This window comes from Vibrio sagamiensis NBRC 104589, from assembly GCF_007990935.1.
Taxonomy (GTDB): Bacteria; Pseudomonadota; Gammaproteobacteria; order Enterobacterales; family Vibrionaceae; genus Vibrio; species Vibrio sagamiensis.
Genome location: NZ_BJXJ01000018.1, coordinates 40,440 through 59,057 on the forward strand (window position 1 = coordinate 40,440; position 18,618 = coordinate 59,057).

Sequence of the window (18,618 nt, forward strand, 5' to 3'; positions counted from 1 at the left end):
GTGTGAATTTTAGTGTTAATCGTTTAGCACGATTTTGTGCTTGGAGCTTGGCTTGTGTATTGGTGTTGTTAGCATTATTCGCTACCGCTTTACGTGTTGCTTTACCACATCTTAATTCTTTTCAAAATGAAATTGTAGCCTGGGTCAAACAAGATACGGGCTTCGATTTTTCAGTCAATCATATGATTGGAACCTGGCGTAACAGTCACCCCTCTCTTGAGTTACAAGGCTTGAAAGCCAATTTACCCCAAGAACAACCAGTAGGTTTTACAGTTGATAAGATTGCTATTGAATTCGATTTAATCCGTTCAATCTTGCAGTTGAATCCTGTCATTTCAGATTTAAATATCAATGGTTTAACACTTGATGTTCGCTCGCTTGAATTATTCTCTAAAGCAAAGAATGTTTCTCAAACTGACCCTCAAACGAATAGCGAAAGTTCAAGTCAACAACATGCGTTGCTCGCAAAGCTAGACGCTTTGCTCTTGCATCAGTTACAAGACTTTACAATAAATCAATCTCAAATTTGGTACCGCTCAATCTCTCAGGAAACACGCCGTCTTGATATAGAGCAACTTCATTGGCGTAACCGTGGGCAAAGTCACCAAGTTGAAGGTTCGGTTAGTATTATCGAACCAAGTTTGAATTCATTGTTAGTAAATGCAAACTTTAAAGATTATGGCTCATTAAGGGATATCTCTGGGGATATCTTTGTCAGTGTTCAGAATGTTTCTATTGGTCCTTGGTTGACTCAATATATGCAGGAGGAATCTGGCATTAAATCTGGTGAAGTCAGTTTGAACTCTTGGTTGACATTAGAGCGTGGACACCCTGCTGATGCTTATGTCGAAGTTCAACCGTCTAAATTGATTTGGGAAGAGAAAGGCTGTCATGAGCTTTCTATACAGTCAGGCATTTTCAAGTTGTCTCCTCATCAAGATGGGTGGAAAGCACAAGCTAATTCACTCCAAGTATCTACAGATGATGTAGCATGGCCAAATTTGGATATTACATTAAATGCACAGCCTTTAGGTTGGCTGTTAAATATTTCCCAACTTGATATTGCAACCTTGAAGCCTTTGGCTAAGTTAGCACCTAGCTCTGAATTCAGTACCGATACATTAGAACACCTGTCGCCGAAGGGACGGTTAGAAGATGTTCGAATTTCAATTAAAAAAGGTCTTGACTCGCTGCTCTATTCTGCAAAATTAAGTGATTTTAGCCTATCTCAATGGAAAGCTATCCCTAATTTCAATCAAGTCAATGTGACTCTGTCAGGAGACCTAAAACAAGCTCGAATGAAATTAACCGTCATGGACGATATATTTTCGTTTGGAGAGTGGCTCCAAGCCCCCTTAGATATTAAGCAGAGTGAAATTGACCTTGTTTGGCAACAAGACGACAATGGATGGCGTATTTGGTCAGATAAAACGACGATGGCAACTCGTGATATTCAAGTGCTTGGTGCCTTTATGCTGGATTTCCCTAAAGGACAAAGTCCATTTTTGTCACTTTATGCTGAAGCTGATCTTTATAATGCAGGTGAAGTATGGCGTTACTTACCACTACCTGCCCTTGGTCAAAACTTGACAAACTATCTTTCAACTGCGATTCAAGGCGGCAAAGTAGATACCGCCAAGTTACTATGGTATGGAGAATTAGAGCGCTTCCCTTACAAGGCGAATGATGGCATTTTTCAGGCTTGGTTAGGGTTAGAAAATGCAACATTTAGCTTTGATACTTCTTGGCCTAGCATCACCGATTTACAACTTGATTTACATTTTCAAAATGAATCAATGTATTTAGAGTCCAATGCTGCAAAATTAAAGGGCATTAAAGCTCAGAAAATTACTGGTAGTATTGATAGCCTTGCCACTTCGGGAGGTATATTTATTGAAGCAACAGCGCAAGCACCAGCCAGTGAAGTACGTGATTATATGATGGCCACACCATTAGTCGACAGTGTTGGAGCTGCATTAACAGCCTTAAAAATAAGTGGTTCAGTCTCTTCATCATTTAAACTAACTGTACCTTTCGATTCTAATAATGAAGTCAGGGCTTGGGGTTACGCAGACCTAAACAGTAGCCGAGTTAAAATTAATGCGCCACCGATGACATTAGAAAATACTACAGGACGCATTCAATTTGATAATGATGTGGTGACGGGAAAAGGGATTAAGGCTAGCCTTCTTAGCCAGCCGCTGGTATTAAACTTTGATGGTGCAGCACAACATAAAGGCTATCAAGTCGCTATCCAGTCTCATGGTGAGTGGCAAGTCGAACCCTTGAAATCTTATCTTGGTGAACAGTGGTTAGAGCCATTATCAGGTAAAGCACCTTGGCAAATGAGTATTGACCTGCAGTTGGGGGACATTGACTTTAATTATCAAGTTGATCTTATAGCCCAGCTGGACCGTTTAGCCAGTCAATACCCTTATCCTTTGACTAAGCCTACTGGAACAGCAGGGCAAGCAAAATTGAAAGCGTCTGGGGATCAAGCTTCGATTACTGCTCAGTTACAGCTTCCTGAAGCTAAATATCAAGCTGAAATTGATATTTCCCATGAGGCACCTGTCTTGAACGCAACTAATCTTGTTATTGGTCAGGGTGGCTTCAAAGTAAACCCGATGACTGGCCACTCTGTCTCAGTTAACCTCGACAAGTTAGATTTCAATAAATGGCAGCCTTTTTTGCAAGATATTACAAGTGTGACAAAGGCTGAAAAAGTCGATGTTAAAGCAGAGCCTTCCCCCCTCATTATCCCTTTGCCAACGCAATTTAGTATGGATGTGGATGTTCTAAGGCTGGGTGAAATTGAACTGAACGATATTGCTTTGGACGCACGTAACCAGAATAACATCTGGCAGGTAGCTGTAGATAGCCAGGAAACAAAAGGTAAAGCAAGCTATGATTTACCAAACCATAGTTTGTCGGTTGCTTTAGAACAGCTCCATTTGTACATCCCCAGTTTTGATGACAAGAAAATAAAGCGAAATTCTTTATTGGTACGAGAAGATCTTTCTGCACCACTTATCTCTAAATTTGAACGCAAATTCTATCAAGAAATGCCAAACTTAACTTTGAGTGTCGAAGACTTTTGGTTGCAAGGTTATAAAGTAGGTCAAGTTAATATCGCTCTGGCTCGTCAAGCCGATCGACTTGAATGGCAACAGATGAGTTTTGCCAGTGGGCAAAGTCATGTTGATATTAAGGGGTGGTGGCAATTGTCTGAAACTCAAAGCCATTCCTACTTTAATTTGGCTTTTAAAGGGGAAAACAACAGCGATTTAATGGAGCGTTTTGGGATTACTTCAGGCATTCAACAAGCACCGTTCGAAATTAAGGCCAAAGTTGACTGGGATGGTGCACCTTGGTCGATGAAAACGCAAACTTTGCAAGGAGAAGTAACGACTGAATTTGGCAAAGGGGTGATTTCTCAAGTAAGCGGTGCTGCGCGTCTGTTAGGGTTATTCAGTTTGGACTCCATCATACGCAAGATGCAGTTAGACTTTACTGATGTGTTTGACAAGGGGTTAGCATTTAACTCTATTAAGGGATCTGGGAAAATCCAAGAGGGCGTCTTTGTTACCAATGATATTGAAATGGACGCCTTAGCTGGGGAAATGACGATACGGGGTATCGCAGACATGAATACTCGACTAGTCGATGCTGAGGTGAGCTTTATTCCTGATATTACCTCTGGCATCCCGATGTTGACCGCATTTGCTGTTGCTCCTCAAACTGCGTTGTATGTTCTCGCGATTTCAACAGTGATATCTCCTGTTGTTGAGGTCTTTACGCAAGTGAATTATTCCGTGGAAGGGCCGTTAGATTCACCCACAGTTAAAGAAATCTCACGCAGTAAAGGACAGTACACTTTGCCTGAACAATTACGTGAAAACGCCAAATAGCGATATTTTGGGGATAAGGAATCATCATATGAAACGGATTGGGATCATACAAATGACGTCAGGTCCTGACGTATGGAGTAACCTAGACTTTATCGAAAAACAATGCGGCATTGCGGCTCGGAAAGGAGTCAAACTGGTATTAACTCCAGAAAATGCTATTCAGTTTGCCAATCGGGATGCCTATCACAAAAGTGCGGAGAAGCTGGGAGAGGGGGCGATTCAAGCCAAATTAGCCACCATTGCCAAAGAACATCAATTGACTTTAGTGATCGGCAGCATGCCAATTCGTACTCAACATGGTGTAACCACAACCAGTTTAGTCTTTTCTCCACAAGGCCAATGTCTCGGTCATTATGATAAATTACATATGTTTGATGCGGACGTTGCTGATGGCTACGGGCATTACCGAGAATCTGAAACCTTTCATCCCGGCGATCGGGTAGTCACGATAGATACAGATATTGGTCGGGTTGGATTGAGTATTTGCTACGATTTACGTTTTCCCGATTTGTATCAAGCCTTACGTTCTTCGGGAGCTCAAATTATCCTAGTTCCCGCTGCTTTTACGGCGGTGACAGGACAAGCGCATTGGGAAGTGCTGTTGCGAGCAAGGGCGATTGAAACACAGTGCTGGGTCATCGCCAGTGGACAGACGGGCACACACCCATGTGACCGACAAACTTGGGGACATTCTATGGTGATTGACCCTTGGGGAGAAATTAAAGCCGTGCTTGATGATCAAGTAGGGTTACTTGTGAGTGATATTGATTTGTCACACAACCAGCAAGTAAGGCAAAATATGCCACTGACTCAACATAATCGCTTTCAAATCGAATTGAAACGTAAACCAAAGAGCTAACTATGAGCATAAACCAAATCGAACAGGCACTGCTTGCCCCAAATGGTCTGACAGAGCAAGACATTGCAGAGACACTCGCGAGTATTAGCACTCGTCAGATTGATTATGCGGACATCTATTTTCAGTCCAGTTGGCATGAATCTCTGGTACTAGAAGACAGCATCATTAAAGATGGTTCATTTAACATTGATTGTGGCGTTGGTGTTCGAGCGATAACCGGTGAGAAAACAGGCTTTGCTTATTCTGACCAAATTCAACTTGAAGGCTTGAAGCAGAGTGCAATTGCCGCTAGAGGGATTGCACAGCAAGGGCAAAGCGCATCGGTACAAGCCTTTAAACGCACAGATAATCAATCTTATTATCAAGCAACCAATCCTCTGGCGGGTTGGGAAAAGCATCAAAAAACAGAACTGTTGATGTCATTGGATGCGTATATTCGAACCAAAGAACCATTAATAAAAGAAGTGTCCATCAGCTTAAGTGGTGTTCATGAACAAATGCTTGTGGCAGCAACGGATGGTACTTTTGCAGGCGACATTCGTCCTTTAGTTCGTCTTTCAATCAGTGTGTTAGCACAAAAAGGCGAGCGCCGAGAGCGGGGCAGTGCTGGAGGGGGAGGCCGTTTTGGCTATGAGTTCTTTTTATCTGAGCAGGACGGTGTAAAGCAAGCGTTTTATTTTGCTGATGAAGCGATTCGTATGGCGTTAGTCAATTTAGAAGCAGAAGCAGCTCCAGCAGGAGCAATGCCTGTTGTGTTAGGTTCTGGTTGGCCAGGTGTCTTATTACACGAAGCTGTTGGACATGGCTTAGAGGGAGATTTCAACCGTAAAGAATCCTCGGTATTCTCTGGTAAGGTGGGTGAAAAAGTCACTTCTTCGCTATGTACTATTGTTGATGATGGTACGTTGAAAGATCTTCGTGGCTCTTTGAATATGGATGATGAAGGAGTGAAGGGCCAATACAATACTTTGATTGAGAACGGAGTATTAAAAGGTTATATGCAAGATAAGCATAATGCACGGTTGATGGGCGTTAACCCAACCGGTAATGGCCGCCGTGAATCCTATGCTCATTTACCTATGCCGCGAATGACCAATACTTATATGTTACCAGGACAACATTCTCCAGAAGAGATTATTTCAACGGTCAAAAAAGGTTTGTATGCGCCAAACTTTGGTGGTGGTCAGGTGGACATTACTTCAGGTAAGTTCGTGTTCTCTGCGTCAGAAGCTTATCTTATTGAAGATGGTAAAATTACGCGCCCAGTGAAAGGTGCGACACTTATTGGTTCTGGCATTGAAGCTATGCAGCAAGTCTCTATGGTTGGTAATGACCTTAGTATTGATAAAGGTGTCGGAGTATGTGGTAAAGCAGGACAAAGCGTGCCTGTTGGTGTTGGGCAACCGACTCTGAAGTTGGACTCACTTACTGTCGGCGGGACAGAATAAATACAAGTATAAAGACCTTAATTAATAGAGGGAGCCTACAGCTTTAGGCTCCGTTCTTATGCCTAAGTGCTTTTTTTTACCATTAAGTATCTAAAGGTTTTCCTCAGCAAATTCAGCTAACCTGCTACGAACCACGCCGTTAAGGTGGATATTCGCGCTACTTTCAAAGTTTTTAAATCGCTCAACCATATAAGTTAAGCCAGAAGTAACAGGTGTTAAATAATGGGAATCTATTTGAGCTAAATTTCCCGAACAGACTATCTTTGTTCCTTCACCACATCGAGTAATAATGGTTTTTATTTGCGATGCTGTGAGGTTTTGGCATTCATCGAGGAGGACAAACGCATTTTGAATCGAGCGGCCACGCATGAAGTTAATTGACTTAAACTGAATATTCGCTTTGTCGCAAATATACCTCATAGACCCTTCAGTGCAGTGATCATTTTTGTGTAGGGCTTCTAAAGTATCGGTGACCGCAGCGAGCCAAGGCATCATTTTTTCTTCCTCAGAGCCGGGTAAAAAGCCAATGGATTCACCAATATCAGGAGTGTTACGAGTGACAATAATTTTATCGAACATCTTTTGTTCAATCGTTTGTTCAAGAGCAGCAGCCATAGTAAGAAGCGTCTTACCGCTACCTGCCGCGCCTGTTAAAATGACCAAGTCAATTTCAGGATCAAGTAAAGCATCTAATGCCATACCCTGATAAATATTTTTAGGGGTAATATCCCACACTTGACGATTCATCAAGCGCTCTCGGCTGAGATCGAGTAGGGTTACTTTTTCATTATCCATTGTTTCAACTCGCCCAGCAAAGTCACTGTCTTCATCAATCACATACTGATTAATGAACGTTGGCTCAAGGGGAGCTCTATCTAATTTATGAAAGGTTTTTCCCTCCAATGTATAACTTTCTACTTGCTCAATATCAGACCAGAAGTCACCACTACGTTTTTGAAAGCCTTTAGTAAGGTATTGAACATCGTCAATAAGTTGGTCGGTTCGATAGTCTTCTACATAGCATACGCCAGCCCCTTTTGCTCGTAAGCGCATGTTAATATCTTTAGTGACTAATACAACCTCTCGGGGTGCTCGTATTTTTTGTAAATAAAGGACGGCATTAAGAATGCGATTATCGCCAGCTTTATCGGCGAATGCTTTAACGGTTTCTTGTAATTCAAAATCCGCTAAAATAGAGATGGTACCTTGCTCAGGGCTATCTTTGGCTACAGGAATCCCCTCTGAGATCTCTTCAGGGGTCGCTTCTCTAAATAAATCTTCTAAAGCTCTAATCGCCACACGAGCATCTCTTGCGACGTCGCGTTTACTATCTTTAATGCGGTCAAGTTCTTCTAAAACGGTCATTGGAATTACTACATCGTGTTCTTGGAAAGAGAAAATTGCGAAGGGTTCGTGAAGAAGAATGTTGGTATCAAGTACAAACAATTTCCGTTCGGTATCGCCCATAGCGTCTCCTTGCCGCAAAGCGGCTTGCTTGAAAGAGTTAAGAATATATTAACTAACATTAACCTAACTCTGATTGCTTGCATTAGAGGTTGCCAGACTTGATCGGTTAGTGTGCAATCGAGTAGCAAGACAACTTACTGCAAACCCGTGTTGATCCTAATCGTGTGAATTAACTTTGCTTTAAGCAAGTTAATAAATTGAGCATGATTTATATTCCTTATTAATAAGTATACTGAATAATGCTATTTTTACGCTCGATAATTACTATGATTTTTTACCGTTTGATTACATATCTGATTTTGAAAAAAAAATCGCTCACTTTTACGGTTTCATCGTGACCTAAATCACAGCTTCAAGTAAGATTAGCGACCTTTTTCTGCGACTGAGTCTGAGGCGATTTATCATGTCTACTTATGGCCTTTGCACATAATGAGACTGGTAATAATAATATCCAGTAATGTCGCAGGAAGCAGAATTAGAACTTAACTCTTATTGGCTAAGAACGGCCGAAAAAAGAGTTACGAGACACACTTAGCAGAATAGAAGAACGAGGTAGTCAATACATGACATTTGCTTTGGGGCAACGCTGGATCAGCGATACGGAAAGTGATTTAGGTTTAGGTACCGTCGTAGCCATGGATGCGCGCACTGTTACGGTGATGTTTGCTGCATCTGAGGAAAACCGAGTTTACGCACGTAACGATGCGCCAGTCACCCGAGTAACGTTTAATGTTGGTGACGTCATCGATTGCCAAGAAGGTTGGTCATTAAAGGTGGAAGAAGTACTTGAGGATGAAGGCTTATATACCTATTTTGGTACACGTGAAGATACTCAAGAGACGGCAATCGTCTTACGTGAAATTTTTCTAAGTCACCAAATTCGATTCAATAAACCACAAGATAAGCTATACGCAGGACAAATTGATCGCATGGACAATTTTGTATTGCGTTACCGTGCGTTGAAAAACCAATTTGAACAGCATAAAAGTCCAATGCGCGGCCTTTGTGGCATGCGTGCCGGCTTAATCCCACATCAACTTTATATTGCTCATGAAGTTGGGCACCGTCATGCACCCAGAGTATTATTAGCAGATGAGGTTGGATTGGGTAAAACCATTGAAGCTGGGATGATTATCCACCAGCAGGTGCTATCTGGACGAGCAGAGCGTATTCTTATCGTTGTACCAGAAACACTTCAGCATCAGTGGCTTGTTGAAATGATGCGTCGTTTCAATTTACATTTTTCTATCTTTGATGAAGAACGTTGTATTGAAGCATTTGCCGAAGCTGAAAATCCATTTGATACTCAGCAATACGTGTTGTGTTCGCTAGATTTTCTTCGTAAGAGTCGTAAACGTTTTGAACAAGCACTGGAAGGTGATTGGGATCTTTTAGTCGTTGATGAAGCGCACCATCTTGAATGGAGCCAAGATAAAGTTAGCCGTGAATATCAAGTTGTTGAAAGCTTAGCCGAACGTACCGATGGCGTTCTATTGTTAACTGCAACACCAGAGCAGCTTGGACGTGAGAGTCACTTTGCTCGTTTGCGCCTTTTGGATCCAGATCGTTTTTACGACTACGATGCATTTATCGAAGAAGAAGCACAATACGCACCTGTAGCGGATGCTATTACTGCACTTTTTTCTGGTGAGCTCCTTGGGCATGTAGCAAAAAATCAAATTGCTGAGCTTTTATCTGAGCAAGATGTTGAGCCGCTGTTCCGTGTTATTGAAAGTGATAGCGATGAGGTAGCAAAAGCATCCGCTCGCCAAGAATTAATTGATAACCTCATGGACCGCCACGGTACAGGACGAGTTTTATTCCGTAATACTCGTGCCGCGATTAAAGGCTTTCCATCGCGCAATGTACATCTATTACCAATGGATATTCCTGAGCAATATACAACCTCGATGCGAGTCTCTGGCCTGATCGGTGGGAAAATGACCCCAGAAGCACGCGCTGTTAAGAACCTTTACCCTGAAGAAATCTTCCAAGAGTTTGAAGGTGATGAATCGAGCTGGTGGCAATTTGATTCTCGGGTTAATTGGTTACTTGAGAAAATCAAAGAAAAGCGCAGTGAAAAGGTGCTGGTTATTGCTTCTCGTGCCAGTACAGCATTGCAACTAGAGCAAGCATTACGTGAACGGGAAGGCATCCGGGCTACGGTTTTTCATGAGGGCATGAGCATACTTGAACGTGATAAAGCGGCTGCTTACTTTGCTCAAGAAGAAGGTGGCGCGCAAGTTCTGATTTGTAGTGAAATTGGCTCTGAAGGTCGTAATTTCCAGTTTGCAAACCAACTTGTGATGTTTGATTTACCTTTCAACCCAGACTTGTTAGAACAGCGTATTGGGCGTCTCGATCGAATTGGTCAAGAGCGTGATATTGATATTCATGTTCCGTACTTAAAAGGTACTTCACAGGCAATCCTAGCACGTTGGTTCGATGAAGGTTTAAATGCGTTTGTAGAAACCTGTCCGACTGGGCGAGCGGTGTACGACAAATACTCTGATTTACTGATTGAAATGTTGGCATCGGGTGATATTTCAAATCTTGATGAAGTGATTGAAGAATCTGCTAAGATGAATAAAGAGCTGAAATCAAAGTTAGAACAAGGTCGTGATCGCCTACTAGAGATGCACTCAAATGGTGGTGAGAAAGCGCAGCAAATTGTTGAAAAAATCTCTTCAACGGATGGGGATACTAACCTTGTCACGTTCGCTTTATCTTTGTTTGATACCATTGGCCTAAATCAAGATGATAAAGGCGAAAACGCGCTAGTGGTCACGCCATCTGAGCACATGATGGTGCCAAGCTATCCGGGACTGCCGTACGAGGGAGCGACGATTACTTTTGACCGAAATACGGCTCTTTCTCGAGAAGATATGAACTTTATTAGTTGGGAGCACCCAATGATCCAAGGTGGTATTGATCTTCTTATGAGTGAAGGGGTCGGTATGACGGCAGTATCATTACTCAAAAATAAAGCCTTACCCGTTGGTACGATTTTATTGGAATTGGTGTATATTGTGGATGCTCAGGCGCCAAAAAGCAGTGGAATTTCCCGTTTCTTACCCAAAACACCGATTCGTTTAATGATGGATGCGCGTGGTAATGACCTTTCTGAACAAGTGGAGTTTGAAGGGTTTAACCGTCAGCTTAGCCCAGTAAACCGCCATTTGGGCAGCAAACTGGTGACTTCTGTTCAGAAAGACGTGCACAACTTGATTGAAGCAGGCGATGGTTTAATTGAGCAGAAAGTTGAGCAAGTTCGACAGCAAGCACATCAGGATATGCACCATAGCTTGAACTCAGAGCTGGAGCGCTTACAAGCTTTGAAAGCCGTAAACCCAAATATTCGAGATGAAGAACTTGAAGCTATAGAAGCGCAGATCAAAGAGCTAAGTGGCTATATTAATCAAGCTCAGGTTCAACTGGATTCACTCCGTCTGATTGTTGTGAGTCATAACTGATTATTGTCAGTCTAAATAGATTGCAGTTAATCACGTACCTTTGAATAAAATAACTAAAGGCCTTCAGTTGAAGGCCTTTTTCTTTGCTTGCTATTCCGCTTGATTGACTTGCTTAAATTTGACTCAGTGAAATAGCTCTGAATAGATGTCGCTCTGCATCAAATCTCTGAGGTCATTTGGGTAGGCTAAAGCGTGAATTACATGATCCATTTCCACCAAATAAACACCGCTAAAAAGCCGAACAGGTAAACTAACCCTGCGAACGAGAGCCACTTCAATTTGCGACTTAATCTCAGTGATTTAGGTAATTTTGTTTTACTCACCAAAATATAGTTGAGCAAAGCAAAGAATGGTGTCGTGATAAACGCGAGTACCATGGCAAAGTTCAGCATTGGTAGGAGGGCTGATGCCCAAAATATCACAATGCTTAATGCCAATATTGATACTGTCAGCATGATGGCGGAAGTGGTTTTTGGGTTTGTTTTTGTCTGTAAACGCAGCAGACGTTGTGAATCTGAAATGACTCGAGAGTAACCATCAATGACGGTAATCGTACTACCGAAAATACAAAAGAAAGCAATGATAGCAATAAGGTAGCGTGACCATTCACCGATGGTCGATGCATATAAGCCGACAAGTTGGTGAGAAAACCCTATCCCAGAACTTTTGAGCTCAATGCCGGAGCCATGCAGCGTCAAGGCTCCCAAAGATAAAAATATTAACGCGAGTATTGCCGTACCAATGTAGCCGACGTTGAAATCAAACAATGCGGAACGTAGCGTGACCTTTTGTTGGTTTGTTTGGCGCTTTAGCCAAGCGGACGTTAAACAAGATATTTCGATCGGTGCTGGCATCCAGCCCATAGTTACTACAATAAAACCGATTGCGGCTAGGGACCAAGGGGAAGGTGATTCAAAGTTTGCGACCGGTTCTACAGGGCTGCCGAATGCAATCGTCACAGCAATGAGAGTCGCAATGGTAAGAACCGCCATAATGATTTTGGATAGTGCATCTAGGGCTTTGTAATGGCCAGCAAATAAAATCACTAAACAGGTCACGACAACAATAGTGCTCAGAGAGACCATCGATAGGGAAAAAGGCATGAAGTAGCCCAACAAACTTGCACTAAACATCAAAAGGGCTGCGGTGTTGATGACGCCTGAAATAGAACTGAGAAGTAAGAACAACCACAGATATGGACGACCAAGATTAGCGTAACCCTCAACTAATGTTTTACCTGTTCCCATTGTGTACTGAATTGCCGCCCGAAAAAATGGATATTTAAAAACGTTAACGAGCAGGATAAGCATTGCGAGTTGCCAGCCGTAGATTGCCCCCGCTTTAGTTGATGCCACAAGATGCGATCCTCCAACTGCCGCAGAAGCCATTAAAATTCCAGGGCCAAGTGAGCGAATAAGTTGGAGTTTTTTTGGGTGTGTTGGATGAGGTGCGGTTACTTCCATATTCTTTTTTTCCTTTTTTATCAATATAAAATGATAACTATCAGTCTGGTCGAGCATGTCAATTTGATTTTATTAGCCTTGAGGTCAGTTCTTCATTTTTTATTCACCGTCTTCAAATGAGCTCGAGATGTTGGATCCAAACACCTTGAACTCATTCAGAGATACAATGGAGTAAAATACATTTGAAGAGTATCGAAGTGGTAAATTAAATGGGTTTATACATGCATCTTATGTGAGCTTGGGTATAATCAGCGCGTTTTTAATTTGTGAAGATAACCACCATGGCGATGCTTGAATATAATCCACCGACAGAACCTTGGATCGATATTGTTTTTGAAGATGATCAACTGCTGGCGGTCAATAAACCCTCCGGTCTGCTGTCTGTTCCGGGAAGACTTGCTGAGCACTATGACAGCATGTGGAGTCGCCTACAGGAAAGGTACCCAGATATTCAAGTGGTGCATCGTCTAGATATGTCGACTTCTGGCTTAATGATTTTAGCCAAAAATAAGCAGGCTGAGAGTGCATTAAAGAAACAGTTTCAGTTTCGTTTAACGCATAAGATCTATTATGCCCGTGTTTGGGGACATGTAGATCAGGAAGAAGGTGAAATTGACCTGCCATTGATTTGCGATTGGCCTAACCGTCCTAGACAGAAAGTGTGTTTTGAAGATGGAAAGCCTTCTAAGACTTTATTCCAAGTGGTCAATCATGAGCAACATTCTGATGGTTCGAAGACCACGGTGGTGCGTTTGCTGCCTATCACAGGGCGTTCGCATCAATTACGTGTACATATGCAGGCATTAGGTTACCCAATTGTTGGTGATGAATTTTATGCCACTGAAGAGGCAAGATCCTTCTCTGAACGACTTGAATTGCATGCTTCTGAGCTCAGTTTTTATGATCCGACTGACGATTCATTGCGCAGTATTTTTGTTGCTTGTGATTTTTATCCGCAAGCCAAAGAGATGATCTTTGACTATTTTGAACCAGAGCGTAAATTACCCGATTACAAAACACTGCCACGGCCATAAACTTATTTTTAGGCAGTGAATGAGGGTTTATTTATGTCATTGCCTAAAATTGTCTTTCTCGACCGCGCAACCATCCCTGATCAGATTCAGATACCGTGCCCAAGCTTTGCCCATGATTGGGTGGAATACGATCTGACTGCTCCAAAACAAGTGATTAAGCGTCTCACTGATGCGGATATCGTTATCAGTAACAAAGTGGTGCTCGATCAAGCTGTTCTCTCTCAACTCCCTAATCTCAAGATGATCGCTGTGGCGGCCACGGGCTTCAATAACGTCGATATTAATTATTGCGCTGAGCACAACGTAGCGGTCGCCAACGTACGTGGTTATGCGACTCGTTCTGTGCCAGAACACGTTATCGCGATGCTGTTTGCTTTGCGTCGTAACTTGTTTGGTTATCACCAAGATATCGCAGCGGGCGAGTGGCAACGCAATAAACAGTTCTGTTTCTTTACGCATCCAATTGGAGACGTCGCGGGTAGTACTTTGGGTGTGGTTGGCAGTGGTGGATTGGGTCAGGCAACGGCGCAACTGGCACGAGCGTTAGGAATGAACGTGGTGTTCGCGGAGCGCAAAGGTGTCACGGAGTGCCGAGAAGGTTACGTTTCTTTTGCTGAAGTGCTTGAGCAAGCAGACGCTATCACATTGCATTGTCCGTTGAATGATGAGACGCAAAACTTGATTGGCGAAGTGGAGCTTAAGCAGATGAAGCCAACGTCAATTCTGATTAATACGGGCCGTGGTGGCTTAGTGGATGAGCAAGCTTTAGTCGATGGATTGATACAAGGTGAAATTGCTGCTGCTGGATTTGATGTGTTTAACCAAGAGCCTGCCGATAAGACGACCCCTCTGATTGCCAATATGCACTTGCCTAACTTGTTATTGACTCCGCATGTTGCTTGGGGGAGTGATTCATCAATTCAACGTTTGGTTAATATTTTGATTGACAATATTAACGCATTTGAACGCGGTGAAAGGCTGAATCGTTTGGTATAACGCAGATCAAGAAGGATCAAAAGCAGACACATCGGTCTGCTTTCGGCGTACTCGACGTCGAATTAAATGTCTTCTTCTTCGAGTGCTTTCAGGATTTGGAAGATTTCACGGTAAGATTTTGCTGGTTTACCGGCTTTCTTCTCTTTTGCAGCTTGGCGAGCAAGTTGACGTAGACGTTGACGGTCCGCCTCCGGGTAAAGTTCCATTACGACATCAATCGCTTTATCGCCTTCTTCGACAACACGATCACGCAGTGCTTCAAGTTTGTGCAGCGCTGCGGTTGCTTGTGAGTGTTTGTTACGTACTTTGTCGAGAGCTGCTTGGATTGGCTCTGGGTCTTCATAACGCATTAATTTACCAATACGTTGTAGCTGACGACGACGTGCTTCGTTTTTAAAACGTTGCGCATCTGCAATCGCTTCTCGCAGGTCTTCGCTTAATGGGAACTTATCGAGAGCAGCTGGTTTGAGGCCAACAAGCTCTTCACCTAGCTTTTGTAGCTCTTCCATGTCGCGTTTCATCTCAGATTTACTTACCCAGATGATCTCTTCTTCTGGTTCCCATGGCGCTTTTTGATTCTTACGTGCCATCTCTATTGCCTGTTTTTTGATGAATAATATGACTATTTTAACAAGAATCGTGGGGAGAAAGCGAAATTCTTGTTATTCTATTCTATATCGAAGACATGATGTGAAAGACAATGGATATTAAACAGCAGGTTACTGAGCAGCGTATCGAGTTACAACAAGCCGTTTCACGTGCATTAGAAATCGCTGCGGCGAAGTCTGATGCCGCTGAAGTCGCAATAACCAAGAGCACAGGGTTGAGTGTTTCCACTCGTATGGGTGATGTGGAAAACGTTGAATTCAACAGCGATGGTGCACTAGGCATTACGGTCTATCGAGGTCAACGTAAAGGCAGTGCTTCAACATCTGATTTAAGCGAAGAGGCCATCGAACAGGCGGTTATGGCGGCACTTGATATCGCTCAATATACATCAGAAGACCCATTCGCAGGTCCAGCACCGAAAGAATATATGGTAAAAGAGGTACCAGACCTAGATCTTTTCCACCCTGATGCACCCGATCCAGACTATGCAGCACAAGTTGCTATCGCTGCAGAAAAAGAAGCACTCAATTACAGTGATACGATTAAACAAAGTGACGGTGCCAGCTACGACAGCCACTACGGCGTGAAAGTGTATGGTAACAGCCACGGCCTGCTTGCAAGCTATGCATCCAGTCGTCATAGCACCAGCTGTTGTGTGATTGGTGTGGGTCAAAATGGCGAAATGGAGCGTGATTACAGCTATACCGTTGCGCGTCATCGTGATGATCTTTGGACGCCACAAACGGTGGGTCGTAAAGCAGCCGAGAAAACCATCAGCCGCCTAGATGCTCAGAAGTTGAAAACGGGCCGATACCCAGTTATGTTTGCAGCTGATGTCGCCACAGGTTTGATTGGTCATTTAGTGATGGCCATTAGCGGTGGTAACTTGTACCGCAAATCTTCTTTCTTATTGGATCACCTTGGTCAACACGTCTTGCCTGAGTGGTTTAATATTTCAGAACGTCCACATGTATTGCGTGGCCTTGCATCCAGCCCTTTTGATAGTGAAGGCGTTTATACACAAGATCGCGAAATTATCACCGATGGTGTGCTCGCCACTTACTTATTAACCAGTTATGCCGCTCGTAAGATGAAGATGGACCCTACGGGACACGCTGGTGGTATCCATAACTGGTACGTTAAATCGACAGGTCAAAGCTTCGAAGGTATGCTGAAAGAGCTCGGTACGGGTCTACTTGTGACAGAAACCATGGGGCAAGGTGTGAATATTGTCACTGGTGATTACTCTCGTGGTGCCGCTGGTTTTTGGGTGGAAAATGGTCAAATCCAGTATCCTGTGTCTGAAATTACGATTGCAGGCAACTTAAAAGACATGTTTAAGCAAATTGTTGCTGTGGGGAGTGACGTGGAGGCACGATCGCAAATCCAAACGGGCTCTATTCTATTAGATACTATGAAGATTGCGGGTGAGTAGAGCCACCTATTCATAGAGGAAAAAAAGCCTGATGGAGAGTTTCACTCATCAGGCTTTTTTATTGCTGTCGGTTGAGCATGACAGGAGGGGCTTAAATCATCAGTGTGGCTAGACCAAGGAAGACCGAAAGACCAATTACGTCAGTGACGGTTGTGAGGGCCATTCCACCAGCCAGTGCCGGGTCGATATTCATCTTTTTGAGTAGGATAGGTATAGTGACACCTGCAACGCCTGCGACAAAAAGATTCGTTAACATGGCCGCAGAAATAATGCCACCAAGCATCCAGTTCCCTTTCCAGGCGACAACAATACCACCAATGATGAGCGCCCACATGATGCCATTCAACAGGCCAATAGCTGCTTCTTTTAGAAGCAATTCACGTTTGTTTGAATCACCAATATGACCTAAAGCGAGTCCGCGGATAACGAGTGCAACGGTTTGATTTCCCGCAACGCCTCCCATGGAAGGTACAATGGTCATTAATACAGCAATGGCAGCCATTTGATCAAGGGTTGCTTCAAACATATTGGAGACGGAAGCGGCCGCAAGTGCAGCAAGAACATTAGCGCCGAGCCACACACTGCGCTTACGAGCAGATTTCACGACGGGAGCAAAGGTATCTTCATCATCATCCATACCAGCCATGCTCATCATTGAGTGTTCAGCATCTTCACGGATAACGTCAACTACGTCATCTATAGTAATACGACCTACAAGGTGGTGATTGTCATCAACAACCGGGGCTGATATCCAATTACGACGTTCAAACAAACTGGCAACATCAGTATCACTGGTGTCGACGGTGATGGCATCACCAACATTTTCCATTACTTGACTGATTTTGATATCAGGTTGTGTGGTGATGAGTATTGTGATGGGCAATTCACCAATCAGTTTGTTGTTTTCATCGATAACATAAAGTGCATCCGTGGCTTCTGGTAGTTCGCCTTTCATGCGGAGATAACGCAATACAACATCAACATCAACATCACTACGTATTGTAATAACATCGGTATTCATCAACCCACCGGCAGTATCCTCAGGATAGGATAGTGCTGTTTCTACTCGAAGGCGCTCAGCTGAGTCCATTTGAGCGAGTACTTCGCGTGAGATGTCATTAGGTAGGCTGCGGAGGACGTACGCGACATCATCAATGTCCATGCCTTCTGTGGCTTCAGCGAGTGCTTCTGGAGCCATTTTAGACACAAGGCTATCTTTTACATCCTCGTTGAGTTCGTCAAGGATTTCTCCGTAGTCTTCAGGGTCGGTTAGTTGCCAGAGTACTTCACGGCTCTTGCGAGGTGAGGACTCCAAAAGGTGGGCAATATCTTCGGGCTCCATGTCTTGCAGTTGACGACGGACATGGACGAAGCGGCCATTATCAAGGGCCTCAGTCACTTCTTGGAGGGTTTGGTGAGCTTGATCAAATTCGGTTTGCTCTGCCATTTTTACCTCCTAATTCCTGATATTCACAATGTTTTGAATAATAACTTAATTCTAAGCGGCTTTTAACAACAACTTATGAAAGTTATGCAAATTATTTTTTAGGTAGAGATTAGTGTGTTCTCTATCATGGCAAGGAAAAGTGCATAATTAATCAGCATGTTTTCGTCAAGGTGCTTTTAGGTATGTGAGTAGGGTGTTACTTAATCATTTTCGTCAAATTTTGCTTCGATTAAATGACAAACGGCATCAAGGGCTTGTAATGATTCTGAGCCTTGAGCATGAATGGTGATGTATTGCCCTTGAGCCGACTCGAGCATCAGCAAGCCCATGACACTATCTGCTGTCGCAGTTTTGTCTTCTTCATTATCAATGGTGATAATGACATCAAAGCTCTGTGCTAATTCAACTAATTTTACCGCTGCGCGGGCATGCAACCCGAGACGATTTTGGATGAGCACTTTTCGACTCAATTTCAC

General features: G+C 43.3%; 12 protein-coding genes. 7 read left to right on the top strand and 5 right to left on the bottom strand.

All coding sequences use genetic code 11. The features are described from left to right. Nucleotides 1-2: 2 nt before the first annotated feature. Genes VSA01S_RS10375 through tldD form a run of 3 tightly spaced genes read left to right on the top strand, consistent with a single transcriptional unit; the run spans nucleotide 3 to nucleotide 6,218 of the window. A complete protein-coding gene (locus VSA01S_RS10375; RefSeq protein ID WP_039979170.1) occupies nucleotides 3-3,911 on the top strand; it encodes a YhdP family protein in 3,909 nt (1,302 codons plus the stop codon). A 28-nt stretch (nucleotides 3,912-3,939) separates the two neighbouring features. Then, nucleotides 3,940-4,770: a carbon-nitrogen hydrolase family protein gene (locus VSA01S_RS10380; RefSeq protein WP_039979171.1), complete on the top strand. Its 831-nt coding sequence runs from the start codon at nucleotides 3,940-3,942 to the stop codon at nucleotides 4,768-4,770. A 2-nt stretch (nucleotides 4,771-4,772) separates the two neighbouring features. Then, nucleotides 4,773-6,218: a metalloprotease TldD gene (gene tldD / locus VSA01S_RS10385; RefSeq protein ID WP_039979172.1), complete on the top strand. Its 1,446-nt coding sequence runs from the start codon at nucleotides 4,773-4,775 to the stop codon at nucleotides 6,216-6,218. A 90-nt stretch (nucleotides 6,219-6,308) separates the two neighbouring features. Here the strand turns inward: tldD and VSA01S_RS10390 are convergent, their stop codons facing one another. Beyond that, a complete protein-coding gene (locus tag VSA01S_RS10390) occupies nucleotides 6,309-7,685 on the bottom strand; it encodes a PhoH family protein (RefSeq protein ID WP_039979173.1) in 1,377 nt (458 codons plus the stop codon). Between the two features lie 563 nt (nucleotides 7,686-8,248). Between VSA01S_RS10390 and rapA the strand changes: the two genes are divergently transcribed. Then, nucleotides 8,249-11,158, top strand: a complete 2,910-nt coding sequence (gene rapA, locus VSA01S_RS10395; protein ID WP_039979174.1) for an RNA polymerase-associated protein RapA — start codon at nucleotides 8,249-8,251, stop codon at nucleotides 11,156-11,158. A gap of 197 nt (nucleotides 11,159-11,355) precedes the next feature. Here rapA and VSA01S_RS10400 read toward each other — a convergent pair whose 3' ends face one another. Beyond that, the gene (locus tag VSA01S_RS10400; RefSeq protein ID WP_039979175.1) at nucleotides 11,356-12,621 is read right to left on the bottom strand and encodes an NRAMP family divalent metal transporter; all 1,266 of its coding nucleotides are present in this window, start codon (nucleotides 12,619-12,621) and stop codon (nucleotides 11,356-11,358) included. A 281-nt stretch (nucleotides 12,622-12,902) separates the two neighbouring features. Between VSA01S_RS10400 and rluA the strand changes: the two genes are divergently transcribed. Together rluA and VSA01S_RS10410 are read left to right on the top strand one after the other, a co-directional pair. Continuing rightward, nucleotides 12,903-13,655, top strand: a complete 753-nt coding sequence (rluA, locus tag VSA01S_RS10405) for a bifunctional tRNA pseudouridine(32) synthase/23S rRNA pseudouridine(746) synthase RluA (RefSeq protein WP_039979176.1) — start codon at nucleotides 12,903-12,905, stop codon at nucleotides 13,653-13,655. A gap of 33 nt (nucleotides 13,656-13,688) precedes the next feature. After that, complete coding sequence (locus VSA01S_RS10410; protein ID WP_039979177.1) at nucleotides 13,689-14,651, top strand: D-2-hydroxyacid dehydrogenase; 963 nt, start codon at nucleotides 13,689-13,691, stop codon at nucleotides 14,649-14,651. A 62-nt stretch (nucleotides 14,652-14,713) separates the two neighbouring features. On the opposite strand, the gene yjgA is transcribed toward VSA01S_RS10410, so the two are convergent. Next, nucleotides 14,714-15,241 carry a ribosome biogenesis factor YjgA gene (gene yjgA, locus VSA01S_RS10415; protein WP_039979178.1) on the bottom strand — a complete coding sequence of 176 codons (528 nt, stop codon included), beginning with the start codon at nucleotides 15,239-15,241 and terminating at the stop codon, nucleotides 14,714-14,716. Nucleotides 15,242-15,351: 110 nt separating this feature from the next. On the opposite strand from yjgA, the gene pmbA reads away from it, so the two are divergent. Further along, nucleotides 15,352-16,695, top strand: a complete 1,344-nt coding sequence (pmbA, locus tag VSA01S_RS10420) for a metalloprotease PmbA (RefSeq protein ID WP_039979179.1) — start codon at nucleotides 15,352-15,354, stop codon at nucleotides 16,693-16,695. Between the two features lie 91 nt (nucleotides 16,696-16,786). Here pmbA and mgtE read toward each other — a convergent pair whose 3' ends face one another. Further along, entirely contained in the window at nucleotides 16,787-18,142 is a 1,356-nt protein-coding gene (gene mgtE, locus VSA01S_RS10425; RefSeq protein WP_039979180.1) for a magnesium transporter, read from the bottom strand. Nucleotides 18,143-18,342: 200 nt separating this feature from the next. Continuing rightward, complete coding sequence (locus VSA01S_RS10430) at nucleotides 18,343-18,618, bottom strand: HPr family phosphocarrier protein (protein WP_039979181.1); 276 nt, start codon at nucleotides 18,616-18,618, stop codon at nucleotides 18,343-18,345.

Excerpts from the sequence above, each read along its gene's own strand:
- VSA01S_RS10380 (WP_039979171.1), top strand. The coding sequence starts at position 3,940 with ATGAAACGGATTGGGATCATACAAATGACGTCAGGTCCTGACGTATGG.
- tldD (WP_039979172.1), top strand. The coding sequence starts at position 4,773 with ATGAGCATAAACCAAATCGAACAGGCACTGCTTGCCCCAAATGGTCTG.
- VSA01S_RS10390 (WP_039979173.1), bottom strand. The coding sequence starts at position 7,685 with ATGGGCGATACCGAACGGAAATTGTTTGTACTTGATACCAACATTCTT.
- rapA (WP_039979174.1), top strand. The coding sequence starts at position 8,249 with ATGACATTTGCTTTGGGGCAACGCTGGATCAGCGATACGGAAAGTGAT.
- VSA01S_RS10400 (WP_039979175.1), bottom strand. The coding sequence starts at position 12,621 with ATGGAAGTAACCGCACCTCATCCAACACACCCAAAAAAACTCCAACTT.
- rluA (WP_039979176.1), top strand. The coding sequence starts at position 12,903 with ATGGCGATGCTTGAATATAATCCACCGACAGAACCTTGGATCGATATT.
- VSA01S_RS10410 (WP_039979177.1), top strand. The coding sequence starts at position 13,689 with ATGTCATTGCCTAAAATTGTCTTTCTCGACCGCGCAACCATCCCTGAT.
- yjgA (WP_039979178.1), bottom strand. The coding sequence starts at position 15,241 with ATGGCACGTAAGAATCAAAAAGCGCCATGGGAACCAGAAGAAGAGATC.
- pmbA (WP_039979179.1), top strand. The coding sequence starts at position 15,352 with ATGGATATTAAACAGCAGGTTACTGAGCAGCGTATCGAGTTACAACAA.
- mgtE (WP_039979180.1), bottom strand. The coding sequence starts at position 18,142 with ATGGCAGAGCAAACCGAATTTGATCAAGCTCACCAAACCCTCCAAGAA.